At 63.7% G+C, this 26,605-nt stretch carries 24 protein-coding genes and 1 tRNA gene; 19 read left to right on the top strand and 6 right to left on the bottom strand.

Going from position 1 to position 26,605, the window contains the following annotated elements; genetic code table 11:
* Positions 1–15 precede the first annotated feature (15 nt).
* The 5 genes from JJ896_09030 (at position 16) to JJ896_09050 (ending at position 5,021) form a co-directional block, all read left to right on the top strand.
* Positions 16–1,488 carry an arylsulfatase gene (locus tag JJ896_09030; protein MBO6779780.1) on the top strand — a complete coding sequence of 491 codons (1,473 nt, stop codon included), beginning with the start codon at positions 16–18 and terminating at the stop codon, positions 1,486–1,488.
* Complete coding sequence (locus tag JJ896_09035; GenBank protein MBO6779781.1) at positions 1,485–2,387, top strand: formylglycine-generating enzyme family protein; 903 nt, start codon at positions 1,485–1,487, stop codon at positions 2,385–2,387. Before JJ896_09030 ends, JJ896_09035 begins: the two co-directional genes overlap by 4 nt.
* A gap of 86 nt (positions 2,388–2,473) precedes the next feature.
* A complete protein-coding gene (locus tag JJ896_09040) occupies positions 2,474–3,265 on the top strand; it encodes a carotenoid biosynthesis protein (protein ID MBO6779782.1) in 792 nt (263 codons plus the stop codon).
* Between the two features lie 23 nt (positions 3,266–3,288).
* Positions 3,289–3,894: a 1-acyl-sn-glycerol-3-phosphate acyltransferase gene (locus JJ896_09045; protein MBO6779783.1), complete on the top strand. Its 606-nt coding sequence runs from the start codon at positions 3,289–3,291 to the stop codon at positions 3,892–3,894.
* Positions 3,891–5,021, top strand: a complete 1,131-nt coding sequence (locus tag JJ896_09050; protein MBO6779784.1) for a glycosyltransferase — start codon at positions 3,891–3,893, stop codon at positions 5,019–5,021. The genes JJ896_09045 and JJ896_09050 overlap by 4 nt, the downstream gene beginning before the upstream one ends.
* Here the strand turns inward: JJ896_09050 and ade are convergent.
* Together ade and JJ896_09060 are read right to left on the bottom strand one after the other, a co-directional pair.
* A complete protein-coding gene (ade, locus tag JJ896_09055) occupies positions 4,954–6,582 on the bottom strand; it encodes an adenine deaminase (protein ID MBO6779785.1) in 1,629 nt (542 codons plus the stop codon). The genes JJ896_09050 and ade overlap by 68 nt on opposite strands.
* On the bottom strand, positions 6,579–7,223 hold the full coding sequence (locus JJ896_09060; GenBank protein ID MBO6779786.1) for a WbqC family protein: 645 nt from the start codon (positions 7,221–7,223) through the stop codon (positions 6,579–6,581). The genes ade and JJ896_09060 overlap by 4 nt, the downstream gene beginning before the upstream one ends.
* A 33-nt stretch (positions 7,224–7,256) precedes the next feature.
* On the opposite strand from JJ896_09060, the gene JJ896_09065 reads away from it, so the two are divergent.
* The 11 genes from JJ896_09065 (at position 7,257) to JJ896_09115 (ending at position 19,786) form a co-directional block, all read left to right on the top strand.
* Positions 7,257–8,180: an LD-carboxypeptidase gene (locus JJ896_09065; protein ID MBO6779787.1), complete on the top strand. Its 924-nt coding sequence runs from the start codon at positions 7,257–7,259 to the stop codon at positions 8,178–8,180.
* A 99-nt stretch (positions 8,181–8,279) separates the two neighbouring features.
* Positions 8,280–8,909, top strand: a complete 630-nt coding sequence (locus JJ896_09070) for a phosphoribosylglycinamide formyltransferase (GenBank protein MBO6779788.1) — start codon at positions 8,280–8,282, stop codon at positions 8,907–8,909.
* Positions 8,910–8,950: 41 nt separating this feature from the next.
* The gene (gene purH / locus JJ896_09075) at positions 8,951–10,486 is read left to right on the top strand and encodes a bifunctional phosphoribosylaminoimidazolecarboxamide formyltransferase/IMP cyclohydrolase (protein MBO6779789.1); all 1,536 of its coding nucleotides are present in this window, start codon (positions 8,951–8,953) and stop codon (positions 10,484–10,486) included.
* A gap of 27 nt (positions 10,487–10,513) precedes the next feature.
* Entirely contained in the window at positions 10,514–11,344 is an 831-nt protein-coding gene (mreC, locus tag JJ896_09080; protein ID MBO6779790.1) for a rod shape-determining protein MreC, read from the top strand.
* Positions 11,341–12,834: a D-alanyl-D-alanine carboxypeptidase/D-alanyl-D-alanine-endopeptidase gene (gene dacB, locus JJ896_09085; GenBank protein ID MBO6779791.1), complete on the top strand. Its 1,494-nt coding sequence runs from the start codon at positions 11,341–11,343 to the stop codon at positions 12,832–12,834. Before mreC ends, dacB begins: the two co-directional genes overlap by 4 nt.
* Positions 12,835–13,001: 167 nt before the next feature.
* Positions 13,002–13,550 (top strand): ATP-dependent protease subunit HslV, encoded by a 549-nt coding sequence (gene hslV / locus JJ896_09090; protein ID MBO6779792.1) that lies wholly within the window; start codon positions 13,002–13,004, stop codon positions 13,548–13,550.
* A gap of 4 nt (positions 13,551–13,554) precedes the next feature.
* A complete protein-coding gene (locus JJ896_09095) occupies positions 13,555–14,535 on the top strand; it encodes an NYN domain-containing protein (GenBank protein ID MBO6779793.1) in 981 nt (326 codons plus the stop codon).
* Between the two features lie 28 nt (positions 14,536–14,563).
* Entirely contained in the window at positions 14,564–15,967 is a 1,404-nt protein-coding gene (gene hslU, locus JJ896_09100) for an ATP-dependent protease ATPase subunit HslU (protein MBO6779794.1), read from the top strand.
* Positions 15,964–16,860 (top strand): GNAT family N-acetyltransferase, encoded by an 897-nt coding sequence (locus tag JJ896_09105; protein ID MBO6779795.1) that lies wholly within the window; start codon positions 15,964–15,966, stop codon positions 16,858–16,860. Before hslU ends, JJ896_09105 begins: the two co-directional genes overlap by 4 nt.
* Positions 16,857–18,371: a hypothetical protein gene (locus JJ896_09110; GenBank protein MBO6779796.1), complete on the top strand. Its 1,515-nt coding sequence runs from the start codon at positions 16,857–16,859 to the stop codon at positions 18,369–18,371. Before JJ896_09105 ends, JJ896_09110 begins: the two co-directional genes overlap by 4 nt.
* The gene (locus tag JJ896_09115; protein ID MBO6779797.1) at positions 18,368–19,786 is read left to right on the top strand and encodes a lipopolysaccharide biosynthesis protein; all 1,419 of its coding nucleotides are present in this window, start codon (positions 18,368–18,370) and stop codon (positions 19,784–19,786) included. Before JJ896_09110 ends, JJ896_09115 begins: the two co-directional genes overlap by 4 nt.
* 38 nt (positions 19,787–19,824) lie before the next feature.
* On the opposite strand, the gene JJ896_09120 is transcribed toward JJ896_09115, so the two are convergent.
* Positions 19,825–19,896: transfer RNA gene (locus JJ896_09120), tRNA-Gly, on the bottom strand.
* Between the two features lie 58 nt (positions 19,897–19,954).
* Entirely contained in the window at positions 19,955–21,031 is a 1,077-nt protein-coding gene (gene asd / locus JJ896_09125; protein ID MBO6779798.1) for an aspartate-semialdehyde dehydrogenase, read from the bottom strand.
* Positions 21,032–21,134: 103 nt separating this feature from the next.
* On the opposite strand from asd, the gene folD reads away from it, so the two are divergent.
* Genes folD through JJ896_09140 form a run of 3 tightly spaced genes read left to right on the top strand, consistent with a single transcriptional unit; the run spans position 21,135 to position 25,349 of the window.
* Positions 21,135–22,022 carry a bifunctional methylenetetrahydrofolate dehydrogenase/methenyltetrahydrofolate cyclohydrolase FolD gene (gene folD, locus JJ896_09130; GenBank protein ID MBO6779799.1) on the top strand — a complete coding sequence of 296 codons (888 nt, stop codon included), beginning with the start codon at positions 21,135–21,137 and terminating at the stop codon, positions 22,020–22,022.
* Positions 22,022–23,053 carry a mechanosensitive ion channel family protein gene (locus tag JJ896_09135; GenBank protein MBO6779800.1) on the top strand — a complete coding sequence of 344 codons (1,032 nt, stop codon included), beginning with the start codon at positions 22,022–22,024 and terminating at the stop codon, positions 23,051–23,053. The genes folD and JJ896_09135 overlap by 1 nt, the downstream gene beginning before the upstream one ends.
* Positions 23,037–25,349, top strand: a complete 2,313-nt coding sequence (locus JJ896_09140) for a hypothetical protein (protein ID MBO6779801.1) — start codon at positions 23,037–23,039, stop codon at positions 25,347–25,349. The genes JJ896_09135 and JJ896_09140 overlap by 17 nt, the downstream gene beginning before the upstream one ends.
* Here the strand turns inward: JJ896_09140 and JJ896_09145 are convergent.
* Together JJ896_09145 and surE are read right to left on the bottom strand one after the other, a co-directional pair.
* On the bottom strand, positions 25,346–25,801 hold the full coding sequence (locus tag JJ896_09145; protein ID MBO6779802.1) for an OsmC family protein: 456 nt from the start codon (positions 25,799–25,801) through the stop codon (positions 25,346–25,348). The two genes, JJ896_09140 and JJ896_09145, sit on opposite strands and share 4 nt — an antisense overlap.
* Positions 25,802–26,605, bottom strand: a complete 804-nt coding sequence (surE, locus tag JJ896_09150; protein MBO6779803.1) for a 5'/3'-nucleotidase SurE — start codon at positions 26,603–26,605, stop codon at positions 25,802–25,804.

Genomic DNA, 26,605 nt, shown 5'->3' on the forward strand with positions numbered 1-26,605 from the left:
CCCCGAGGCAAAGCCATGCGGCGCTCCCTCCTGCTGGTCCTTCTCCTCACCGCCTGCGCGCAGCCGGAGCCGCCGCCGAATGTGATCTACATCCTGGCCGACGACCTGGGATACGGCGAACTCGGTGCCTACGGACAGGAGTTGATTCGCACTCCCAACCTGGACCGCCTGGCCGCCGAAGGCATGCGGTTCACGCAGCATTATTCCGGCAGTCCGGTGTGCGCGCCCTCCCGCGGCTCGCTGCTGACGGGGAAGCACACGGGCACGGCCTTCGTGCGTGACAACTTCGAGGTCGGCGGCTGGGGCCCCGACGAACCGGAGGGGCAGCTTCCGCTGGCGGACTCCGAAACCACCATCGCCGAGCTCCTGCAGCCGATGGGCTATCGCACGGGCTTCGTCGGCAAGTGGGGCCTGGGCGGTCCCGACTCCGAGGGTCACCCCAACAATCAGGGTTTTGACCGCTTTTACGGCTATCTCTGCCAGCGCGTGGCCCACAACTACTACCCGACGCATCTCTGGAGCGATGGCCTCGCGGACTCCCTGGAAGGCAACACACCCTGGTTCAGCGCGCACCAGCGCATCGATGCGCCCCTGGACTCGGAGATGGAGTATTACGCGCGATACCAGCGGCAGACGTACGCGCCGGAACGCATGATCGAGGAGGCGCTGGCCTTCCTGGACTCGGCCCAAGAAGATCCCTTCTTCCTGGTCTACGCCACCCCCATCCCGCACCTCGCCCTGCAGGTCCCGGTGGAAGAACTCGACGCCTACGCCGGCGCGTTCGATGAAGAGCCGTTCTTCGGGCGTCCCTACCTGCCGCATCCGCGTCCGCTGTCCGCCTACGCCGCCATGATCACCTACATGGACCGCAACATCGGCCGGCTGCTGGACCGCCTCGAGGAACTCGGCGTGGCCGACAATACAATCGTCATGTTCTCTTCGGACAACGGCACCACCTACACAGGCGGCGTCGAGGCGGAGACGTTTAACTCCACGGACGGCCTGCGTGGGCTGAAGGGGTCGGTATTCGAAGGCGGCATTCGCGTGCCGATGATCGCGCGGTGGCCACAGCGCATCGCGCCGGGCACGACGACTGATCATGTTTCGGCGTTCTGGGATGTGCTGCCCACTTTGGCAGACCTCACCGGAGCAGCGGCTCCTCGGGGCATAGACGGAGAGTCTTTCTCCCACGTGCTTCTGGGCGATGAGCCCATCGCCCGTGAGAGACCGCTCTACTGGGAATACCACGCCTTCGGCGCCATGCAGGCCGTACGATGGGATCAGTGGAAAGCCGTGCGTCTCAACGCGCGTGAGGACCCGCACGGACCGATCCAGCTGTTTGATCTGGAGGCGGACCGTAGCGAGACCACCGACGTCGCCGCAGACCATCCGGATGTAGTGGCGCGCATGGATTCGGTGATGCAGAGCCGGCGGCCCAGTCATCTGGCGCGGTGGAATTTCGGCGAGTCCTACTCGGCAGACGGATGAGGCTGCTATTGATTGTGGCCCTGGTGCTCATCGGTTGTGGCGAGCCCGCGGCGCCGCCGGAAGGCATGGTGGCCATCCCCGGCGGCACTTTTCTGATGGGGTCCGACACGGGACGGCCGGATGAACTGCCGCCCCACGAAGTGACCGTCTCCGACTTCTGGATGGACTCAACCGAGGTCACGAATGCCCGTTTTGCCCGGTTCGTGGAAGAAACGGGCTATGTGACCGAAGCCGAAAAGCCGGTGCCCGGTTTTGCCGATCTGGATCCGGGATCGCTCCTGTTCGAGGCTCCCGACGGCCCGGTGGATCTGTCCCGCCACACGCAGTGGTGGGCCTGGGTACCGGGGGCCTCCTGGCGTTCGCCGGAGGGTCCGGGCAGTGGCCTGGAAGGGCGCATGGACCACCCGGTGGTGCATGTTTCGTGGAACGACGCCGTGGCGTTCGCCGAGTGGCACGGCGCCCGACTGCCGACCGAGGCTGAGTGGGAGTACGCCGCCCGAGCGGGTTCCTCCGACCGGTTCCAATGGGGGAACCGGGATCCCGAACCGACCGACGCCAACGTCTGGCAAGGCCCGTTCCCGGAGCACAACGAGGTCCTGGACGGATTTTCCGCGACCGCTCCCGTCGGGCAGTTTCCGGCGAACGGTTTCGGGCTCTACGACATGGCCGGAAACGTCTGGGAGTGGACTGCCGACTGGTACCATCCGCGATACTACGCGACATCCCCGGCCTCAAATCCTGCAGGTCCCTCCACCGGTACATCCCGTGTTCTGCGGGGTGGCTCATTCCTGTGTCACAAGGCCTATTGCGAGTCCTACAGGCCGACGGCCCGCATGCACAATACGCCCGATTCGGGCACCCATCACCAGGGCTTCCGACTGGTCTGGAGCCGGCCCTAGCGACAGGCGGGCTCACGAACGGGACAGCGCCCCGACACGTGCGACGAACGGCTGAACGGTGCTCGAAACACGCGGTTTGAAGAATTATGGCACGCAGATCCATCCAACTCCTCACTGCCGCGGTCCTGTTCTCGCTGGCCGGCACATTCGCCCTCCTGGTGTTTCCGCCACTGTGGGAGGTATTCGGGCCGTGGTACGAAACCCTTGTCAAGGCTCCCACATGGACCTACATGGCGGTTCTTCCGATTGCCGTGGCGCTGGTCTATCTGCCCCAACTTGGAGCAAGCCTGCTGACCAAGGTTTTCCTGTGGGGTACGGTCATCGGAGCCGCCGCTGAACTCATCGGAACTATCACTGGACTGCCCTTCGGCACGTACGTGTACACGGGTTGGTTGGGCCCCAAGATCATGGGGCATGTGCCGTGGTTCATCCCGCTTTCCTGGTTCGCGATGGGCCTCGTAGCCTTCGATCTGGCGGGCCGCCTGGTCCGGCCCGGAACGCTGAGGGTGATCGTGGGAGCCGCGTTCCTGACGCTCTGGGACGTCTCTCTCGACCCCGCCATGTCCAAGGCATTTCCCTTCTGGGTCTATCCGGACGGCGGCTTTTTCTATGGGATGCCGCTCTCAAATTGGGGTGGCTGGCTGCTGGTCTCGTTCATCATCATGGCCGGATTCGAGTTTCTTCTGGGTGATCGCAAGCCACGGGCCGCGGAAGCTCGCTACCTGTACCTCATCAATTGCCTGTTTCCGCTCGGGTTATCGGCCCTCTATGGCCTCTGGGGAGCGGTGTTGGCCGGGGCTGTCGCGACCGCCGTGGTGATGGTCTCTACTCGCGAGGGGGCCGCGCTCGCCCGTTTGAAGCTGGTGCTTAATCCATGATGCGCGCCGTGCTCGCTACGCTAATGAAACGCGCATTGCGTGCGTCGTTTCGGGAGGTGCGAATGTCCGGATCCGTGCCGGACGGTCCGGTCGTGCTGTTTGCGAATCACCACAACTATTACGACGGGTACCTGGCGTGGCTCGTCGCGCGCACGGTGGGTCGCAGCCCGCTTGTCTGGATGGAAGAGTGGGATCGGTTTCCCTTCTTTCGGGCGATGGGCGCTTTGCCGTTTCCAGCCGATGACCCGATCCGCAGGGCCGCTACCGTGCGCCACACAGCTCGTGCACTTGGAGAGCCCGACGCGGCCCTCGTCTACTTCCCGGAAGGCAGATTGCACGCCCCGGACGAGGGACTTGATGCCTTCGAGCCAGGGCCGCTGGAACGGCTCCACCATGTGCTGGGTCGCCCATCCTGGGTTCCCATGGCCATCCGGGTCCGGTGGGGGCGCACGGCCACGCCGGTCGCAGAGGTGCGTCTCGGCGATTCGGGTGGGCCGGAGAATGCACGCCAACGACTTCTAGACACCATGGAATCAAGCAGCGAGGCCTCGACCGTCATCCTGACCGGTCGGCGAGGCCCGGACGAACGCTGGTCGTTCGGATTCCTGAGAACACTGTTCAACCGATGAGGTGGTTCATAGCACTTGCCGCCGTGGTGCACGCCATGCAGTGGATCACGCTCCTGATGAACCTCGGATATCTGCGCAGGTGGCGCCCCGAGGCGCACACCTCCGGTCTTCCGAGCGGCAAACTGAGTGTGCTGATCCCCGCCTACAACGAGGCGCACAATCTTCGCACCCTGATCCCGAGTCTGCTGAAGCAGGATCACGCGCATGTCGAGTTCATCCTGGTGGACGATGGCTCGACCGACGAAACGCAGGAGGTGCTCGCGGGCTTCGACGATCACCGCCTCACCGTGCTCCGCACGCAGGGACCACCGGAGGGATGGGTCGGAAAGGTGCACGCCCTCTATCAGGCTACAAGAAAGGCGACAGGGACGCACTATCTCTTTCTGGACGCCGACCTGACATTGCTTCGTGAGGATACCCTCTCCCGCATAGACCGTGTGTTTGCGGAGACCCCCGCCCGCGTCCTCACGGGCCTGCCGAATCTGAAGGGAGGCGGGTTGCTGCTCGTGAGTCTCGTGGCCTCCGCGGTGTTGAATGGGCTGCCCTGGCCCATCGCCCGTATGACACGCCGACGTTCGCTCGGGGCCCTCAACGGGCAGTGCTGGATGGTTGATGCCGAGACGTATCACAAGCACGAACTGCACGCTAGCCATCGGTCTGAGATCCTGGAGGACGTACGCATCGGGCGCTTCCTGATAGGCTCTGGACGGCCGCCGACCCTGGTTGATCTTCGGCGGGATCTGTCCGTGACCATGTACAGAACACTACCTGAAGCGTGGGTCGGCTTCCGGAAGAACGCCTACCTGATCGTCGGAGGTACTCCGCTGGCGTTTGCGGCCCTGTTCGGTGTCTTCGGCTTCGCGTTCAGCGTCGCTCCGTTTCTGTCCGGCGGTCTCTTGCTCTCACTGTATGCGCTCAAGGCCACGACAGACCGGTTCATGGGCATGCCACTCTGGGTCACTGCTCTGGCGCCCGTTTCGTACCTGATGTCGAGCGCCATGCAGCTCGACTCCGCCTGGCATCACCTTACCGGCAAGGTGCGCTGGAAAGGTCGGCTTGTCAGTCCACAAATAGCGGCACGAAGTCAAACCGTGCCACATCGAACAGCCCCCGATCTCCAAGTTTGAGCGCCGGAATCACCAACAGCGCCATGAAGGAGAGGGTCATGAACGGTGCGGACAGCGTGGACCCCAGTGACTTCGCGAACGCGTCGATGCGTTCGTAGGCCTGTCCGACCTCTTCCCCGTCGTCGGTGGACATCAGCCCGGCTACCGGAAGTGCGAGCAGGCGCTCCTGATTTCCGGAGACTGCTGCGATCCCCCCTCCTACCCTGGAAACCGCCTTTACGGCAGCAACCAGAGACGCGTCATCCACTCCAACGGCGATAATGTTGTGGGAGTCGTGCGCCACCGTAGAGGCAATCGCCCCGCGCTGAAGACCGAACCCCTCGATAAACCCGATGGCAGGCGGAGCCGGGGCATAGCGGTTGACGACGGCCACCTTGAGCAGGTCCCGTCTCGGATCGCTGACGACCAGACCGTCCTCGATGCGGGCCTCCCGCACGGATGACCCGCTCACGATGGCACCGTCGATCGCCTCAATGACGCGGATCCGCTTGCTTTCAGCCCGCAACGCGAAATCGCCAACGGACACCGAGGGCTGAACGAACCGGTTAATGGGATCCGGCCGGGCGACCTCGAACTGCTCCCGCCCGGATCGCGCCACGCATGTGCCGCCGATCCACGTTTCCAGAGCACGAAAGTCTTTCAGGTCCTCCACGCGGATGAAGTCCGCGCGATCCCCTGCCTGCATCAACCCTACGTCGAGGTTGTAGTGGCGGACCGGTGTCACGCAGGCGGCCTCTAGCGCATTCCATCTGTCCACACCCGCAGCTACAGCGCGGGCCACCAGCTCGTTGATGTGACCGGTCAGCAACTCGTCCGGGTGCTTGTCATCCGAACACAACATCACCTGCCCGGGGTGGTCCGCCATTATGCCCACCAGGGCATCAAAATTCCGCGCGGCGCTGCCCTCCCGGATGGCCACCTTCATCCCCAATGACAGCTTTTCACGCGCTTCTTCCTCGCTGACACATTCGTGATCGGTGGAGATGCCGGCCGATACGTACGTCCTGAGATCGGCGCCGCGTAGCATGGGGGCATGCCCGTCGACGGGCTTTCCGGCAGCATGCGCCGCCTGGATTTTTGCCATGACGTCCGGCACGCCGGCGACCACCCCGGGGTAGTTCATCATCTCGGAGAGATAGCCGATGCGCGGGTCGGCGAGCAATGCGGCGACCTCCTGAGGGCCGAGCACCGCTCCTGCATGCTCAAATGGAGTGGCTGGCACGCATGAGGGCGCGCCAAAGGCGACGATGAGCGGCACGCGAGCGGCATCGTCCAGCATCCATTGCACACCGGGCACACCGACGACGTTCGCGATCTCGTGTGGATCGCTCACGGTGGCTACCGTGCCGTGCCGCACCGCAAGGCGGGCGAACTGGGACGGTGAGAGCATGGAGCTTTCGATGTGCACATGGGCATCGACAAACCCGGGAAGCAGAAAACCGGGCGCCGCCGTAGCCTCCTCCTGAATGGACTCAATCCGGCCGTCCCGGATCAGGATGCGCCCGGGAAACAGGCGGCGGTTGACGGGATCAACAATCGTCCCGGAGAGCGTTTCTGTCATGGACTTGAGGAATCGTGTTGGGCGGCCAGCGACTCGGGCATCGGCCGCAGGTGCGCAGCATCATGCAGCAGGTCAAGCGCCCGAGGGCCGAGGTTGAAGAGCAGGTCGAGGATGCAGAGATCGGGTTCAAAGCCTTCGAACACCTGCCGGTACCTGATCGGCGACACGTCCACCCCAAACCGCGCCCCGTGACGCTCAATCACGGGAATGCGCGACCGCGGCCGCGATGTGCCCGGAGCGATGTCGATCCTCAGGTTCAACAGGTCCGCCACTGCCCTGATGAGCCCGGCCGACAGATCCCCGAGTGTCGTGACCTCCGGATTGAACCTTGGTGTTAGCGCGTCGATGAAGTGCTCGTAGTAGGGCGCCGCGCCATAGTTGTATCGCAGCGCCTTCGGGTGCTGCCGCCACCAGGCCCCTTCCTGGCTGATGCGGATTGCGCAGAGGCGGATGTCGTCCTGCCCCCGCTCAACGGGCACGGTCAGCCACTGCGTGCCCTGCGGCGTTCGGATTCGCGCACGATTGTGCCGGGTTTGTCGCACGTAGGGGGCGTCCATCAGCAACTCCACCCGATCGGCATGGCTGGCCGCGGCCCAGAAGACTGCCGAAGGAAAGTAGTCCGGTGCACAGGTGAGCGTCATGTGGCAAGGTAGCATGGCGGACTATCTTCCGTCATGACGCGCTCCGCCAATCTCCGTCGCATCGGGCTGCTTGCCCCGGCCGGTCCCCCGCTGGACGCAGAGCGCCTGGAACGAGGGCTCCGGCATCTGGAGGACCGCGGCGTAGAGCTGGTCCGGCCACGTTCATCGTACCCGGTGACCGGTTTTCTGGCGGGCTCCGATGACGCCCGGTTGGCGGAGTTTCACGCCCTTTGCCGGGAGCCGGACATCGATACCATCTTCTGCGTGCGCGGAGGCTATGGGACGCTGAGGCTGCTCGACCAGATCGACTATGACCTTGCGGCAGCGCGACCTCGTGTGCTGGTAGGCTACTCGGACATCACCGCGCTGCAGCTGGCGCTCTTCACTCGCAGCGGGTGGCGGGGGGTATCCGGTCCGATGGTGGGCGTCGAGTGGCCGGAGCCCGAAGCCGACTGGGAATCCCAGTTATGGCAGCTGCTAGAGGGTGAGTCAGCGGTGTCGTTTGCGTCCCTGGACGGCTCCAGGCCCTCGACGCTGCGCGCTGGCACGGCCGAGGGACCGCTCCTGGGGGGAAACCTGGCGACGCTGGTCCGGCTGGTGGGCACGCCGTACCTGCCCGATCTCCGTGGCTGCCTGCTCTTCCTGGAAGATGTGGGGGAGGTGCCGTACCGACTGGATGCGTTGTTTGCCCAGTTGAAACTGGCCGGCCACCTCGAGGGTCTGGCAGGCGTGATCCTGGGCGCCTTCACCGACTCGGACCCGCCGCACAACCGCCCGTCATTTTCGGTCGATGAGGTCTTGCAGCACTATTTTGGTGGCGCGTCCTACCCGGTGGTCTCGGACTGGAATTACGGGCATTTCCCTCGCAAGATGAGCCTGCCCATCGGACCCCGGGCGCGCCTGGTGGCGGACCCTGCCGCGGCGACGCTGCAATTGCTGGAGCCGCTCAGGATCTAGGCCCGCGCAATCTCCGGAGCGGGCCCAGGGGCGGCCTATTCATTCGGTCTTGATCGCCACTTCGGTCCTTCCGGCGCCCCCCCAACCGTAACATGCAGGATGCGCGTCGCGGTGTTTGCGTCAGGCAGCGGCTCCAACTTTCAAGCCCTGATTGACGCGTCGATTTCGGGTAGTCTCCAGGCCACGATGGCCCTTTGTGTCAGCAACCGCTCGACGGCCGGTGCTCTGACGCGCGCGGAAACTGCCGGAATTGCGACCTGCGTGCTCGACCCGAGCGACTTCGACGAAGCAACCTACGCTCAACACCTGCTCGGCAGCCTTGAGCAGGAGCGCATCGACTTCATTGCGTTGGCCGGTTACCTGCGCAAGATTCCTCAGGCGGTAGTGGATCGGTTTCGCGGACGCATGGTGAACATCCATCCGGCCCTGCTTCCTGCACACGGTGGCCCCGGTATGTACGGGAAGCACGTCCACCGGGCCGTGCTGGAAGCAGGAGACGAGTTCTCGGGGGCCACCGTGCACTTTGTGGATGAGGACTACGACACCGGCGCCATCATTCTGCAGGACACGGTGCCGGTTCTCCCAGACGACAATCCCGAGTCCCTTGCCGCCCGCGTGCTCGAAATCGAGCATCGTCTCTATCCCGAGGCCCTGCGCCTCATCGCCCAGGGACGCGTACGAGTTCGCCAAGGACGCGTCACCATCACTTTTCCACTCCAGTACGCATGATTCAGTCCAAGGACCTCCCCCCTCCGGACGACCACTACACCATTCGCCGCGCGCTGCTTTCGGTGTTTGACAAGACGGGCCTCGTCGAACTCGGACAGGGGCTCAGCCGCCAGGGCGTGGAACTGCTTTCCACCGGCGGCAGTGCGCGCACCCTGCGCGAGGCGGGTATCCAGGTGACCGACGTTTCCGAGGTAACGGGATTCCCGGAAATCCTGGACGGCCGCGTAAAAACCCTGCATCCGCTGATCCACGGCGGACTGCTCGCGCGGCGCAACGACCCGGAAGATCAGCAGACACTCGGCGCACACGGCATTCCCCCCATCGATCTCGTCGTCGTCAACCTCTACCCGTTCAGCAAGGCGACCGCCGACCCGGAAACGACGGACGCCATCGCAATCGAGAACATCGACATCGGTGGCCCCACCATGATCCGCGCCGCCGCCAAGAACTTCTTCTACCGGTGTGTGGTCACGGACCCAGGAGACTATCACGGGCTCCTTGAGGAAATGGAGGCAAACGGCGGAGCGGTCGGCATGGCGACCCGGCGACGTCTGGCCCACAAGGCCTTCTCCCACACGGCCGGCTATGACGCAGCCATCGACGCCTATTTCTCGCGTGCCGGCGATACCGCACCGGCCTTCCGGGTCACTGAGCCGCTTTCGGCAAGTCTGCGCTACGGTGAGAATCCGCACCAGGCAGCCGCCCTTTACGGAGACCCGGGGCGCTATTTCACCAAGCACCACGGCAAGGACCTGTCGTTCAACAACATCCTGGACCTGAGCGCCGCGCTGCGGCTGATCCGGGAGTTCGCCGAGGCACCGCCTACCTGTGCCATCCTGAAGCACACGAATCCGTGTGGAGTCGGCACGGCCGATGGGCTCATGAGGGCCTACGAACGGGCATTTGCCACGGATCGGCAGAGTCCCTTTGGAGGCATCGTCGTGGTTAATCGCGCGCTCGATCTGCAGACAGCAGAGGCCATCAACAAGGTGTTCACGGAAATCATCATCGCTCCGGATTACGAGGAGGATGCGATGGAATTCCTTCGACGCAAGAAGAACCGCAGGCTCATCACGTTCGACCCGGATGCCGGCGAAGACGCGCGGGATGTCCGTTCTGTCGTAGGCGGCTTCCTGATCCAGGACCTGGACCCAACCCTTCCAGATGCAGGCGCCATGAGGGAACGCGTACAGGTGGTCACCGAGCGGCAGCCGACCCCTCAGGAGTGGCAGGACCTGGATTTCGCCTGGCGGGTGGCAAAACACGTCAAGAGCAACGCCATTGTCTACGCACGAAACGGCGCGACAGTGGGGATTGGAGCAGGCCAGATGTCACGCATCGATGCCTCTGAGATCGCGGTCTCGAAGGGAGCAAAATCCGAACTCGATTTCGCTGGCTCCGTTGTAGCTTCCGATGCATTCTTCCCATTCGCAGACGGACTCGTAGAGGCGGCGCAGGCTGGTGCCCGGGCCGCCATTCAACCAGGCGGCTCCGTTCGCGATGAGGAGGTCATTGCCGCAGCCAACGAGCGGGGCATTGCCATGGTTTTCACCGGACAGCGCCACTTCCGCCATTGAGTCCGGGCCAGCCCGCATTCTGACACCATGATTCGTTTCTGGGAGCGATTTGCTGATTGGATTCTGCTCTTCGCCCTGGTTCTGGTGTCCTTGATGGTCATGCTGACCGTCAATCAGCCCATGATTCAGGGGCTGCGTGCACGGGCCCTGGAAGTCTCCGCCTCCGTTGAGCACCGGCTGGCCACTGCAGGCCGGTACATGAATGCCCTGGATGAGAACCAGCGGCTTCGTGACGAGAACATTCGCCTCTCCAGCCGGCTCGCGCTCGCCCGGGAAGCCGAGATGGAGAATGAGCGGTTGCGCGGCTTGCTGGCCCTGCCGGACTCGGCCACGGGTCCCCGAGTAGCAGCTCGCGTGGTCGGCAAGGACATTACCCGACAGCGCAACGTGCTGGTGCTCGACGTCGGCAGTCGGCACGGCATCCAGCGCGGCATGGCGGTGATCGAACCGCGCGGGCTGGTCGGAGTGGTGGAACTGGTGAGCCCGAATTACTCCCGGGTGCGCTCCTACCTCAACCCCGACTTCAAGACCTCGGTCAAGATCTACCCCTCCCTGAGTGACGGCCTGCTCGAGCGAAGCCCCGACCGACCAGATCGCCTGCGCGTGCTGCACGTGTCCACCGACGATGACATTCGGGTGGGCCACCGTGTGGTGACCAGCGGCTACTCCCAGTACTTTCGGCCGGGCATCGAGGTGGGCACCATTGACCTCCTGACCACCGACGAGAGCGAGCTGTTCTGGAGCATTCAGGTCGCGCCGTCGGTGCCGCTGTCCAGCGTACAGCATGTTTTTGTCGTCACCCAATTCCCCGACTTCGAGCGCATCGAACTCGAAGAACAGACTGAACCGGACGCATGAGACTGCTCGTGGCCCTGCTGCTTTGTGCAGCAATCACCCTGCCGGCGATCGGTCAGGATTCACCCCGCAACGAGCGGCAGCTTCGCAGAGCGCTTGATCGGCTGGTCGCAGACACCTCGCTCGTCAACGCCACCATCGGCGTCTCGGTGGTGGACCTGGCGACCGGGCGCACGCTGTACGCGCACAATGCGAACAAGACGCTGATGCCGGCCTCGAATACCAAGCTGTACACCACCGCGGCAGCGCTGGATCAACTTGGCGCAGACTTCCGATGGAGCACTCCGGTGTATGCAGACGGGATTGTCGAGCATGGCGTGCTGAAGGGAAACCTGGTGGTTGTCGGATCCGGCGACCCCTCCATCGGCCGTCAGTTCCAGGACTGCGACATAGTGGAGGTTTTTCGCGGCTGGGCAGACGCGGTGAAAGCCGCCGGAATCCGAACGGTAGACGGCCATCTGATTGGTGATGACAACGCGTTTGACGATCTCCAGCTGGGATACGGATGGTCCTGGGACGATGAGCCCTGGTACTATTCCGCAGAGATCAGCGCACTGTCGTTCAACGACAATACCGTGGACATAACGGTCGAGCCCACCGTGCCGGGCGGCCCCGGCACCGTCACATGGGAGCCGTCCATGACCGACTACATGGACGTCTGGAATGCCACGGTGACCGTGCCCGATTCCATGCGCCTCCGGGAAGGCTACGAACGGGACCGACAGGGAAACCGACTCGTCATCTCAACGCGCGTGCCGGTGGGCTATACCGAAGAAGAAGCGATCTCGGTGCACAACCCCACCCGCTACTTCCTGCATGTCCTGCGCGAAACGCTGATTGCAGAGGGCATCGCCGTCACAGGTGGCATCCATGACATCGACGACATCCCCTCGCTGCCGGCCGTTTCCGGCACGCAGCCCATCGCTCGTCACACGTCGGTGCCCCTGTCGGATGTGGTCGAGGTGATCAACAAGGACAGCAACAATCTGTACGCCGAGCTGGTGCTGAAGACGCTTGGCGCGCAGCTGCCGGACTCAACCAGCGATGCAGATCCAGGCTCGGCGGCCATGGGTTGGGCAGCCGGTATGCGCACGCTGGCGGCGGCGCGTGTCGACACGGCGCGTATCCGTCTGGCTGACGGCTCAGGCCTGTCCCGGATGAACTTCGTCAGTCCGGAGATGAGTACGGCGCTGCTGCAATACATGGCTTCCCATCCGGACAGCACCGTTCGCAGTGTCTGGTATGATTCGCTTCCGATCGCAGGGGTCGACGGCACGCTGGAATACCGTATGCGCGGCACGTCCGCCGAGGGCAACGTGAGGGCCAAAACGGGCACGCTGACCGGTGCTTCTGCACTGAGCGGGTACGTGACTACCTCCCGGGGAACACCCTTGGCCTTCAGCCTGATGATGAACCTGTATCACGGGTCCTCACGGGACGCGCGGCGCATACAGGATTTAATTAGTGAAACGTTGGCGCGGTACCGTCGTTAGGCTCTATTGTTTAGGCGGAAGTCCAGATAGGGCAACGACTTCCGCATACTACGTATTTGTTCGCATTCAGGTATCCGTCCGGGAGCCGTTATTCCCTCAACGGCTCTCGATCAAGCAATAGTATTTCAGTGTCTCCTGCCGGTAAACTCCCCAGCGCCGGCGCCACCATCCGAAGCACTACCGTTGTAGGGGTGCGCCGTGGCGGCCGTGTCGCGCTTGGCTCTGATGGCCAGGCAACGTTGGGCAATACAGTCATGAAGCATCGCGCTCAAAAAGTGCGCGCGCTGTACAACGGAAAGATCCTAGCCGGATTCGCTGGCGCCACCGCGGACGCCTTTACGCTGTTCGAGCGGTTTGAGGAAAAACTCCAGCAATACGGCGGTCAGGTGACCCGCGCAGCAGTAGAGCTGGCCAAGGACTGGAGAACCGACCGATACCTGCGTCGCCTGGAAGCGCTTCTGGCCGTCGCTTCGGAAGACAAACTTCTCCTGATCAGCGGAAACGGAGACGTGATCGAGCCGGACGACGATGTGCTTGCAATCGGCTCAGGAGGACCCTTCGCTCTCGCCGCGGCGAGGGCGCTGGTCGAACACGCAGAGGGACTCTCGGCGCGGCAAATTGTCGCTCAGTCTCTGACCATCGCCGCGGATATCTGCATCTACACCAACCACAACCAGACGATTCTGGAGCTGCCGGCCCCGGATAGCGCTGACTGACGACATGGGACGGCTACGAGGGCACGGCACTTCCGACCATGGTGAGAATCTGGCCTTGATTCTCATCGACTTCGACAACCTGTCGCAAGCATTTGCCAATACCGCGACCGAGAAGGGACACCGCATCATCATGAGCATGGTGTCCGAGCTACGGCGTTACCTCGCTGAGGAGCTGCGCATCAAGCCGGTCCGCGCCGTGGCGTACGGCGATTTCGGTGGACACGGGGAGGATGCCTCGTCGGTCATGAGCGCCCTCGCCTCGGCCGGCGTCGAGACCCGGCATGTGCCGTCGGGCATCCAGGGCACCAACACCTGCATGACCCTGACCATTGACGGCACGGAGTTGCTGCACGCGCGCCCCGATCTCTCTGCGTTCGTGGTCCTCTCCGGCAATAACTGGTACGTGCCTTTCATCCAGCACCTGCAGCGCTTCGGCAAGTTCGTGCTGGTGGCGGCCCTTGACCTGCCGCCGTCCATCTCGCAGCTATGGAGTGAAGTATCTGATGCATTCCTGAACGGGCGCTTCCTGCTGGACTCATCCGATCGGGACTCGATCGCCCTCAGACGCCGTGGCACGCAAACCGGCGAGCAGCCGGTTGACGATCCTCAGGAGCGGGCTCCCAAGGAAACTCATCGCGTGGAGGACGCCGGTGCCTTCCGCACACTCGAACTCATAGACGAGTTCTTCGGGCAGTACGAGGAAGTCTATCTGACGCCTCTCCTCCGCAAGATGAGCGAAATGCTCGACGAGGATGACGGGGAGCCCAAGGATCTGGTGAATCTCCTGCAGGACGCGGGCGTTGTGTGGCTCGAGAAACGTCGCGGATTCCCGTACGACTACACCGTTCTCATGGTGAACGAGAAGCATCCGGACGTCGTGGATGTACGAGCGGCTTCAGCCGACTACGACATGGACGACTACCCGGCGGAGTACGACGACGACGACGACGTCGAAGATCACGAATACGAGAACAGTGAGGCCTGACCCGGTCAGGAGCCTCCGGACATAGTGGATGAGTGAGTTGACCCCGCGGCAGATCGTCGCGGAACTGGATACGTACATCGTCGGGCAAACTGAGGCCAAGAAAAGTGTGGCCATCGCCCTGCGCAACCGGTGGAGACGGCTGAACGCTGCTCCGGAGATGCGCGAGGAGATCATGCCCAACAACATCATCTTGATCGGCCCGACGGGGGTCGGCAAGACGGAAATCGCACGGCGCCTTGCGCGTCTGGCCGCCGCTCCCTTCCTGAAGGTGGAGGCTACGAAGTTCACCGAGGTGGGCTACGTGGGCCGGGACGTGGAGAGCATGATCCGCGACCTCATGGAGTTCGCGATCAACATGGTGCGCGAGGAGCATACCGAGGGCGTTCAGGAGCGGGCTCGAGAACTGGCTGACGAGCGCATTCTGGACATCCTGATTCCCGCCGCTCCGGCACCCCAAAAGCCCGCCGTGACCGGCCCAGGCTTTACCATGGCCCAGCCGCAACAGGTTGAGCAGCCTGCCTCCAATGACGAGTTGCGCACCCGCACCAGGGAGAAATTCCGCAAGATGCTCGCCGAGGGCGAGTTGGACGAGCGCGAGGTTGAGGTTGAAGTCTCCTCGGAGGGATCAAACCCCATGCTTCAGGTCTTCGGGCCGATGGGCATTGAGGAAATGGGGGTCAACCTTCAGGACCTGTTCGGGGGGCTGGGCGGCAAGAAGCGCAAGAAGCGCCGAATGCCCATCGAGGAGGCCCGTCGTGTCCTTACCCAGGAGGAAGCCGGCAAGCTGATCGACATGGACCGCGTCACGCGCGAGGCTGTGAAGCGTGTGGAGCAGTCCGGTATCGTCTTCATCGACGAAATCGACAAGGTCGCAGCACGCAGCGGCCGCTCCGGCGGCAGCGGACCGGACGTTTCGCGCGAAGGCGTTCAGCGCGATCTGCTGCCCATCGTGGAAGGCTCCGGCGTCATGACCAAATACGGATTGGTCAAGACGGACCACATCCTCTTTATCGCGAGCGGAGCGTTCCATGTCTCGAAACCCAGCGATCTGATCCCGGAACTGCAGGGGCGCTTCCCCATCCGGGTCGAACTCGAGAGCCTCTCAGAGGAGGATTTCCTCAAGATCCTGACACTGCCCAGGAACGCCCTGCTAAAGCAGTACCAGGCCCTGCTGGCTTCCGAAGGTGTTCGGGTAACCTTTACCGATGACGCGGTCACAGAGATGGCCTCCATCGCCGCCCGCGTCAACGCTGAGGTGGAGAACATCGGCGCCCGTCGCCTGCACACCATCCTGACGACCCTGCTCGAGGACATCCTCTTCAACGTGCCCGATGAGATCTCGGATGCGGACATTGTGATCGATGCGGCGCGGGTTCGTGAGAAGCTTTCCGATATTGTCGAGAATCGCGACCTGAGCCAGTACATCCTTTGAGCCCCGCGCCACCCGCATCGGACACCCCCTTCCGGACGGTGTTTTCGGATCCGCGTTATGTGCGGGCGATGTGCAAGGTGGGCTCGCTCCAGGTGTATGAGCATGAGGAGGTAGGAACGCTCGCGTGGCGAAAGCGGGGCCCGGTTCGGGAGGTGGTGCTGCCGCCGTTTACACCCTTCTCCGGGCTCACTATCCCGGCCCTGGCCGAGACAGACGTGCACGGCTCCCGGGACCCCCTGAACCGCGTTGCGCGGCACCTGGACCAGGAATTTGATCGGGTGCGACTGCATCTCCCGCCTGAGGCGACCGATGCGCGTGCCCTGCAGTGGGCCGGCTGGCAGGTCTCCCCCCTGTATACCTACCTGATCTCAGTGGCCGCCGGCCAGGCTGCCTGGTCCTCCGGCTCCCGCCGAGCGGTGCGCAAGGAAGCCTCCACTTTCCAGGTCGTTGAGGACGCAGGTCGTGCCCAGGAGGTGGTCCGCCTCGTTCTGGATGGCTATGAGCGCAACGGACGTGCGCTGGCGTTCTCCTCTCACAGTGTAACAGAGGCGGCGTCGGGGCTCCTGGAGGCCGGATTGGGGCGCTGCCTGGTCGCCCTTCGAGACGGACAGGCGGAGGCGGGCGTAGTGTTTCTGGTCGATGGGCCCCGTGCCTGGTACTGGCTTGCCGGAAGCAAACCCGGCCCGGCGATGACGGTGCTCATGGCATCCGCGCTTGAGAAGCTGGGCGCCCTTGGAGTCACCGACATCGACATGGTCGGCGCAAATACCGCGACGATCGCGGAGTTCAAGCGGCGGCTGGGCGGCCGCCTGGTGCCCTATTGGGCGGCGACGCGGTCAACGGGGCTTGTGGCACGCGGTGTAGCCGCGCTTGCTGCACTTCGGGGCCGGTGAGCCGCCAGGCCCGCCTGCTGCTTCCGGTGCTGGTAACGGCGCTCGTCGCTCCGCTCCTGGCGGTGTTTCGGTTTGGATACGCCTTTGGCATCAGCGATCAGGATGAGTTTCTCCCGCTGCTGCGCGCGCGCATTGAGCCACCCCTGCTGGAGCATGACTGGTTTGTGACCTCACAGCTCGACTCCTTTCACATCAGGTCGGGCTTTGTCTCGATACTTGAGATTCCGGCGCGTCTCCTGGGTGTCGAACTCGCCACAGGACTGCTGTGGGTGGCGGCTGCCCTTTCCCTGGCCGTGAGCATCCACCTGATTGCCCGAAAGCTGGGTGCCGCTCCGTTTGGAGCGTTCGTCGCCGCCGTGCTGGCGCTGGCACTTCTACCCCGCTGGACCCTGGGCGGGAACGCAGCCTGGTCCTCCATGCTGGTACCCTCCATGTTGGCCTGGGCGCTGTGTCTTCCGGCCGTGCTGCTGATCCTGCACCGTCGTGCCCTGGCTGCCGGCGTGCTGGTCGGGGTCGCCGCCTGGGTGCAGATCCTGGTGGCGGCGCAGGCCGGTGCATTTATCCTTGCCGCCTTGCTTTGGAGGGATCGTTCCCTGAAAGGAGATGCTGTCCAGTTTGCCGTGCCGGCCTTGCTGTTTGCGCTGCCATTGGGGGTCCTGCTCTTTCTTTCGGGAGCCGGTTTGCCGTCGGAGTCGTTCGATGTGCTGGCACGCTTCAGGGCCCCCCACCACTATCTGCCATCGGCGTTTCCCGCGGCCGATTTGGCGCAGTTTGCGGTGCTGGGGGTTGGCGGTGGACTGGCCCTGCGTCGCACCAGACTGGCCCGCCGTGCTCCTTCAAACCGGCTGCTCGCCGGCATTTTCCTTGCGATGGGCCTGGCAATAGTCCTAGGCGTCGCGGCCTGGATGACCGGATTCAACGCGTTGTTGGCCCTGCAGCCGTTCAAGGCGTCCGTGCTCGCCTCGGTGCTGCTCTGCTGCGGCCTTGGGGCCGCACTTCCGGAGCCGCGCATTCCCGTGAGCGTCTGGACGGCCGGTTCTGTGGCAGCTATTGTGGGGATCGTGCTCCTGGCACGCGGCCATCGCATCGCCGATAGACCCGTCGTGTCGAGTGGTCCCCTGGAGCTGGCCGCCGCCGCCAGGTGGGCGGCCTCAGAGACCGCCCCCGACGCGCGGTTCATGGTTCCCCCGTCATCCACCGGCTTCCGATTCGCGTCGGGCCGGGCTGTGGTCGCGAATTTCAAGGCCTATCCCTTTTCGGCCGGAGGCACGGCAGAGTGGCTGCAGCGCATGGTCGACATCGGAGGACTGCCGTCCTCAGAGGGCGGCACTTTGTGGTTGCGCCAGTTGGACACCGCCTACGCCGCCATGAGTGCCGCCAGAGCGCACGAAGTGGCCAACAAGTATGAAGCCGGATTCGTGGTGCGCACGACACCCTTCTCCTCCACGGATTCGCTGTTTGTGCTCCGGGAGCAACCAGGCACCGCCTTCATCTACGAGGTGCGCCCATGAGCGCATCTACACACTCGAGACTGATTGGGCCGGTCGGCACCCTCGTCAGCGGGTCGGGGGTGGCGTTCCTGGTTGCTTACCTCGCAAAACCGATCCTGCTTCGCCTGTACCCGGCCTCTGATTTCGGGATTGTCGAGTTCGTGGTAGCCCTGGTGGGCGTGCTCATTCCCGTGGCTTCACTTCGCTACGAAGACGCCGTTGTGCTGCCGGAAGACGACGAGCAGGCTGCGGCGGTCTGGCGGCTGTCTCTGGGGCTCACGCTTCTCACGACCGGCCTCTCCGCCGTAGGCGTCTGGCTGTTCGCACCCCTGGCCCCCGAAGCTGTGCGCCCGTGGCTGTGGACCGTGCCGGGTCTGCTGCTCCTGTTGCGCGCCGCTAAACTGGCCGAGCTGTGGCTCACCCGTCACAAGCGATTCGCTCTGCTCTCCGGCGGCGGCGTGGCACAGAGCATCACCACCACGGCATCCCGGATAGGGTTGGGCGTAGTTGGCGCAGGACCGGCCGGACTCTTGGGCGGCTTCGCCCTCGGACACGGCCTTAGCGCCCTCGTCTGGCTCCGCGAGACCCGCAAGCGGTGGCCCGCCGACCGCGCGCCAAGTGCCGTCCGGGCCGCTGCGCATCGGTATCGTCGTTTCGCACAGTTCGCCTCACCCGCGGCGCTCATCAATGCCCTGGCCACCCGCCTGCCGTTCCTGCTGTTGATCGGAGCGTTCGGTGCCGAGGTCCTTGGTTGGTTCAGTCAGGCGTTCGCGGTCCTGTACGTCCCGCTGGCCCTGGTCGGAACGGCCGTGGCGCAGGTGTTCTTCGTGACCGCGGCCGAGGCGTTCCGGGCGGGCAGCCTGCGCCGGGAAACCGCGGAAGCCCATCGCTTGCTGGTCTGGGCGGGGCTTGTGCCCCTGGCCGGCGTGTGCGGCGCCGCGCCGGACGTGTTTTCGTTCGTGTTCGGGGAAGAGTGGCGTGAGGCAGGAGCCTATGCAGCCCGATTGGCTCCCTGGATCTTCATGACTGCCGTGGCCTCACCTCTTACGCGGGTATTCGATGTCACTGAGCGGCAATCCGTCGACCTCTGGGTAAACGCGTTCAATCTGGCTGTCGTATCCACGGGGATCTGGCTCGCGGTGTCCCAGGAAGACCCCCTTGCTGGAATGACCTGGCTGGGAATCACCGGGTTCCTGGCAAGAGCGGCGCAGGCTGCAGTCGCGCTGCATGTTGCCGAAGTGCCAGGGCGCAGCGCCCTCTTGCATTATGTGGTGCCGTTGCTTGCCGGCACCGCCACCTTTGCGGCCGTGCATGTGGCGGGCACGCTGCTCTCGCCTGCGGGCACCACAGGCGTGTTTGCCGGCTGCCTCGTGCTCTGGGCCCTGGTCCTGGCGGAGGTCGTGCGCAGACAGGTTGCCCAAAGCAGCCAGGCATAAAAAAGGCCTCAACGTGATCCGTTGAGGCCTTTTGTCCGAGCGGGTGATGAGATTCGAACTCACGACCCTCACGTTGGCAACGTGATGCTCTACCACTGAGCTACACCCGCGGGCAAGACCGGAATAATACGGTTCTCAGATCAGGTTAGTCAACGCGCCGGGCACGCTTCAAGAAGCCTTCTCAGTGGCCGGGGCCGCGGCGGTGCGCGAGCTCAGGCGCCCCTGGTGCACGAGCAACTCGGCGTTCAGAATCGCTCCGCCGGCTGCCCCCCTCACCGTGTTGTGAGAGAGCACGACCATGCGGATGTCCAGCACATTACAAGACCGCACACGGCCGACAGATACCGTCATTCCGCGCCCCAGATTGCTGTGTCTGCGAGGTTGCGGGAATCTTGGGTCGTCAAACACGGCCACAAACGGGTCGGGCGCCGTCGGAAGCCCGAGGCCGGCCAACGGGTTCTTGAATCCCCTCAGCGCCCCCACCACCGCTTCAGGAGATGCCGTGCGCTTCAGCGAGAGCGAGACCGTCTCCATGTGACCGTCCAGGACCGGCACCCTGTTGCACTGTGCACTGAGCGTAGCCCGATAGGGCGTGACCGCACCGTTCTCCAGGGCGCCGAGCAGTTTGAGCGGCTCTGTTTCGAGCTTGTCCTCCTCGCCTCCGATGAATGGGACGACGTTCCCGAGAATGTCCAGGGACGACACGCCGGGATAGCCCGCCCCGGAGAGTGCCTGCATGGTGCTGACCTGAACCCGGTCAACACCAAATGCATCCACTATCGGCTTGAGTGCGCACACCAGTCCCACGGTGGAGCAGTTGGGGTTGGTGACAATGTATCCGGACGTGTTCTGCGCGTCGATGAGCGCGGTGTGCTCCGGATTCACCTCCGGGATGAGCAACGGCACATCCTGCCGCATCCGGTGGTTGCGGGCGTTGGAGATGACGGCGTAGCCGGCCGCTGCGAAGTCGCTCTCAATGCCACCCGCGACCTTTGCGTCCAGTCCCGAGAACACAAAATCACAGCCGATGCCAGGCTCGCAGGAGACCACCTCCATTTCACGAACGGAATCCGGAATGGGATCTGAGCCAATCCAGTTGACCGCCTCGAAATAGCGTTTTCCAGCCGAACGCTCCGAGGCGGCCAGCACGCTGATGTCAAACCAGGGGTGGTCGGCAAGAAGGCGCACAAACTGCTGCCCGACCGCGCCTGTTGCGCCGAGAATTCCGGCTCGGAGTTTCTGCATGGGATTGTGGAAAGAGAGGGGGAAGTTGCGCGGCCGGCGGGAGAACCCGCAGACCGTCAAATAGTTGTCCTCTGCGCATCAAATCCCGTTCCGATCCTTACGCATGGAAGCAACAACCGCCGCCCTCATCGACGGAAAAGCAATCGCCGCCGAAGTGCGGCAGGAAGTGAAGGAGGCGGTAGACGCCTGGACGGCGAAGGGCCATCGGCCGCCCGTGCTCAAAGTTGTCCTGATCGGTGACGATCCGGCAAGCGCCTCCTACGTACGCGGGAAGAACCGCGCCTGCGCAGATGCCGGCATCGAGAGCGAGACCCTGACGTACGATGCTGATCTGCCGGAAGCAGATTTGCTGCAATTGATCGCCGACCTGAACGCCGATGACAGTGTGGACGGCATCCTGGTCCAGCTTCCGCTGCCGGACCACATCGACGAACAGAAGGTGCTCCGGGCGATCTCGCCGGCCAAGGATGTGGACTGCTTTCACCCCGAGAACGTTGGTAACCTGGTGACCGGAGAGCCCGGCCTTCGCCCGGCTACACCCGCCGGCATCATGGAAATGCTCAAACGCTCCGGCATTGAGACCCGGGGTGCGAATGCGGTCGTCATCGGACGCTCCAACATAGTCGGCAAACCCATGGCCAATCTGCTGGTGCAGCGCGGCGTGGACGCCACAGTCACCGTGTGTCATTCGCGCACCCGGGATCTCGCCGAGGTGTGCCGGAGCGCCGACATTCTGGTCGCCGCCATCGGTCGTGCCAACTTCGTTAGTGCCGACATGATCAAACCGGGAGCAGCGGTCATCGACGTGGGCATCAACCGCGTGGATGATGCCACTCGCAAGCGGGGGTACCGACTGGTGGGCGACGTGGATTTTGAAGCCGCACGCGACGTGGCCGGACACATCACACCGGTTCCGGGCGGGGTCGGCCCCATGACCATCGCCATGCTGCTCAAAAACACACTGTTTGCAGCCACCGGCTCCTGGTCGTGATGCGCCCGCAGGATGCGCTTCAAGCCGCCGCGGACTCTGCCTCAGTGGCCGCTGATTCGATTGCGCAGGACGTAGCAGGTCCTGACAGCACCGATATCATCGGCAATATCGGCCGGGAGGTCGGAGAGACGGGAAGACTGCTGGCTTCGGGCGATGTGGGCAGCGCCGTGGATCGCATTCAGACGGCGCTCCGGGGCATGCTGGAAGACTTTCTGCCGCTGCTTATCGGCGCCACGTTTGTCTTCCTGGTCTTCTATGTGGTGTACCGGGTGCTCTACGGTGTGCTCGAGGCCTCCCTGCGGCGCAGTACCCGCACGGATGAGGGGCTGAAGAACCTGACGCTGCGCTCCTTTCGCATCGGTGCCTGGATCTTCATAGGCATTATGGTGCTGGCGCAGTTCGGCGTGGATGTGACCGCACTCCTGGCCGGTCTGTCCATCGCGGGTATCGCAGTGGGCTTTGCAGCGCGAGACACCCTGGAGAACTTCATTTCGGGGGTGACCATCATGCTTGATCGACCGTTCCGCGTGGGCGACTGGATTGATCTGGAAGGCACGTACGGATGTGTGCAGGAAGTCACGCTCAGATCCACCCGACTGCGCACGCTGAATGATCAGGTCATGGTCATGCCGAACATCAGCATGATCAGCAACAAGCTGATCAACCACTCGCTGCTGCCTTCCCTGCGCGTAGAGATCGGGTTCGGCATCGCATACAAGGAGTTCCCTGCCGAAGCGCGCGAGGTGGTGATGGCCCTGTTCGAGGATGACGAACGCCTGGACGAGACGCGCGCCCCTACCGTGGTAGTAACCGGCATGGGAGATTCCAGCGTGGACATGGTTGCCCGCTTTCACATCACCGACCCTGCCCTGGAAGTGCCGCTGCGCCTGGAGTACGCGGAGAAGATCCGCGAGGCCCTGCGCGAGGCCGATATTGAGATTCCGTTCCCGCACCTGCAGTTGTTCATCGACGGCGCAGACGGCCTCAAAGGCCTGCGCCTGACCCAGACGCCCCATGATTCGAAAGACTAGCCTGATTCTGATGGCTGCCCTTGCGCTGCACCCGAGTTCGACAGCCGCCCAGGACGCCGAACCCCGTCTTCGGGCCGAATTGCACGGGCCAACCGCGGTGTTTGTGGAATGGGTCGGGCTGGAACGGCCGGATGCGCCCAGACTGTTGCTCAGCAACGGTGCCGGAGACGAAATACCCATCTCGTCGGTCCTCCCGAATACCGCTTCACTCTCGCTGGTCGTACCAGCCGTGCCTCTGGACCCGACTCGCGTCTATCACATCACCGACACCGAGAATGAGCTTCGTGCTCTGGCCCGGCGCGATGCGTGGTTCCGCACGCTCTACTCGGACAAGGCGTTGGGAGCGATCGTTGCCGATGATCGCTCGGAGACGACCTTCCGGCTTTTTGCGCCCAGGGCCTCGGCGGTCGTGTTGTACCTGTATCACGGTGCTTTCGATGCGGACCCGGCGGCCTCCGTACCCATGACGCGGGATCGTGACGGCGTCTGGGAAACCACGCAGGCTGGCGACCACCATGGTGTGTATTACGACTTCACCGTGCACGGACCTCCAGATCCGGGCAATTACTTCTACGAGACCCATCCGGTACATATCAGCGACCCTTACGCGCTGGTCAACGTGGACTCCCACGGACGCAGTCGCGTCTGGGTAGACGGTCCGCCGCCGCCACCGCTGGCTGGAGGTCGCCCGGCGATGGAATCTGTGGTGGCCTATGAGGTCCACGTGCAGGACTTCACGGACCTGCTACCGGTTTCTGACGATGAGGTGGGCACCTTGCCTGCCATGGTCCGCTCGGGACTGGTCAACGCGGCCGGACAGCCCATCGGCATTGACTATCTCGAGGACCTCGGTGTCAATGTGGTCCACCTCATGCCCGTGCAGGAGTACCTGCATTACCCGGATGCAGACTGGCAGGCCGACATGGCCGACGACGAGTTCGCGCAGGAAATGGCCATCGATCGCGAGAACTACCAGTGGGGCTATCGCACCACGCACGCATTCGCGGTGGAGACGCGCTTCCGTAGTCGCGACACGGACTATGGGGCCGAGCGGGAGCAGTTCAAGGCTTTGGTCGCCGAGTTCCATCGGAGGGGCATGGCCGTCATCATCGATGTGGTACCGAACCACACCGGCGAAAACATGGATGGACGACACCTGCTGCTCAATTTCAACGCCATCGACCTGCCTTACTACTACCGTTCCGGCACCGATGTGGAGCACATCGGACCGTTCGGCAACGAGGTCAAGTCGGAGAATCGGCCCATGGTTCAGCGGTGGATTGTGGATCAACTGCGCCACTGGGTCGACGAGCTGGGAGTCGATGGCTTCCGCATCGACCTGGCCGGCCAGATTGATCAGCAGACACTCCTGAAGGTCATGGCGGACCTGCCTGAAGACATCATCATCTACGGCGAGCCCTGGATTGCCCCGACGGACCCCGATACACGCGCCAACCCGGACTGGGCCTGGTACAAAGCCGACGCGCCGATCACGTTTTTCCAGGATGACGCCCGCAACGCGTTCAAGGGGTCACCCTTCGACGTCAACGAGCGCGGATTCGCCGGCGGCGATACCAATGTGCGCGATGCGGCCATGGCGGCCATCGCCAACAACTACGCCGAGGAGCCCAGTCCGAACGACGGCATCTCCTACCTGGACATTCATGACAACTGGGCCCTTGCGGATCGCTACGCGCTGCGTGACAACGACGGACGTCAGGGTGTCGACGAAGGTGCGATGCGCCTTGCCGCGGGCCTGCTGATGACATCTCTCGGACCCATCGTCCTGCACGGCGGCACGGAAATGATGCGCACCAAGGGCATCGCACCGCTGGACGAGTTCATGCGGGAAGTCGCTGGCGGACCGATTTATTTCAAGAGCCGGCACGACACCTACAATCTGCGATCCCCGAACTGGTTTGACTGGGAGCGGCTTGCACAGCCCAACATCAGCGAGATGCGGGATTATTGGCGCGGCCTGATCCATTTTCGACTGAGTGAGGCAGGAGCCGTGTTCCGCACGGCCGAGCCCCCGGCAGACCACATTCAGTGGTTCGTGCCGGAGAATCCGGCACTGCTGGGTTATGTCGTCGGAGGCTCGGTAGCCGTGGCGGTGAATGTGAGTCCCGAGGCAGCGTCCATGGAGATCACCCTGCCCGACGGCGAGTGGTCACTGATCGGCAACGGCCGGCAGATTGACCCTCAGCGCGGAGTGTCAGGGACCCAGCCGACGCTGGGAGGAGGCGCGCACACCGTAGACTTGGAACCTCAGACGATGCTGATCTGGCTGCGTTAGGCGGCCGGCTCCCAGTCGTGTGACACCCCGTTAACCACGTACGACGCTGTGATCGTGGCTGTAGGCTCGAGCGTCTTGGCCACGGAGCAGTATTTGCCCAGACTGAGGTCCACGGCCCGCGAGACGCGTTTTTCATCCACGTCTCCGTCGACGTGAAAGACCACATGAATGCGCTCGAACAGTGAGGGCGCCACCCCGTCGGGTTTGTCGCCCTGGATGTCGATGTGGATGCGGTCTATCTGCAGACGCCCCTTGCTGAGAATGGACGCCAGGTCGATGCCACTGCACCCGCCCAGGGCAACCAGCAAGAGCTGCATGGGGCTGGCACCGAGCCCGATGCCGTCCGCGCGTTCGGACGCATCATCCATATGCACCTCGACGCCCTGCTCGTTGGTGCCGACAAAGTGAAAGCTGTCGTCGCGCCGCTCCACGGCGACCTTCAGTGTGGCCATCTAGTCGGTTGCTTTTTCTGGTTCGGACTGCCAGGTCCACGTGCCAAGCTCGCGGAGTTCTTCGTGTGCGGTCAGGTCATGCTGAACCGGCGTCACCGAGACGTAGCCCTGCTCGATGGCGTGCAGATCCGTGTTGTCGCCGTCGTCCAGATTGACGAATGTGCCCGCCATCCAGTAGTACGGCCGCTCGAAAGGATCCAGCCGCTCCGAATAGGACTCTTCCCAGCGGGACCGCGCCTGCCGCGTGACACGCACACCCTGGAGTTCGTGCGCAGGCCTGTCCGGCACGTTGACGTTCAACAGGATTCCCGGGGGCAGACCACGGTGGATGACCTGATCCACGATCCTGCGGGCCCACACCGCTGAGGGCGCGAAGTCCCCGCCGGTCCAGCGGCAGTAGGAAACCGCCACCGCATCGATGCCCAGAATGGCGGCCTCTGTGGCTGCGCTCACGGTGCCCGAATAGATCACGTTCACAGCGGCGTTGGGCCCCTGGTTTATTCCTGAGACCACTACGTCCGGAACACGCGGCAGCAGTTTGTCGATGGCCAGCTTGACACAGTCGGCCGGCGTGCCGGTCACGGCGTGCGCCGGGATGACGCCGTCCGGGCCGCGGAACGGCCACTTGTGCGCCCGGACGGGCTCCCGCATCGTGATCGCGTGCCCGACAGCGCTTTGCTCCTGAAGCGGGGCGACCACGCGCACTTCACCCAGGGGTACAAGGGCCGCGGCAAGCGCGTGGATGCCGGGTGCGTCGATGCCATCGTCGTTCGAGACGAGGATCAGTGGGCGTCGAGTGCTCAC

The sequence above is a fragment of the Rhodothermales bacterium genome (assembly GCA_017643395.1).
Taxonomy (GTDB): Bacteria; Bacteroidota; Rhodothermia; order Rhodothermales; family UBA10348; genus JABDJZ01.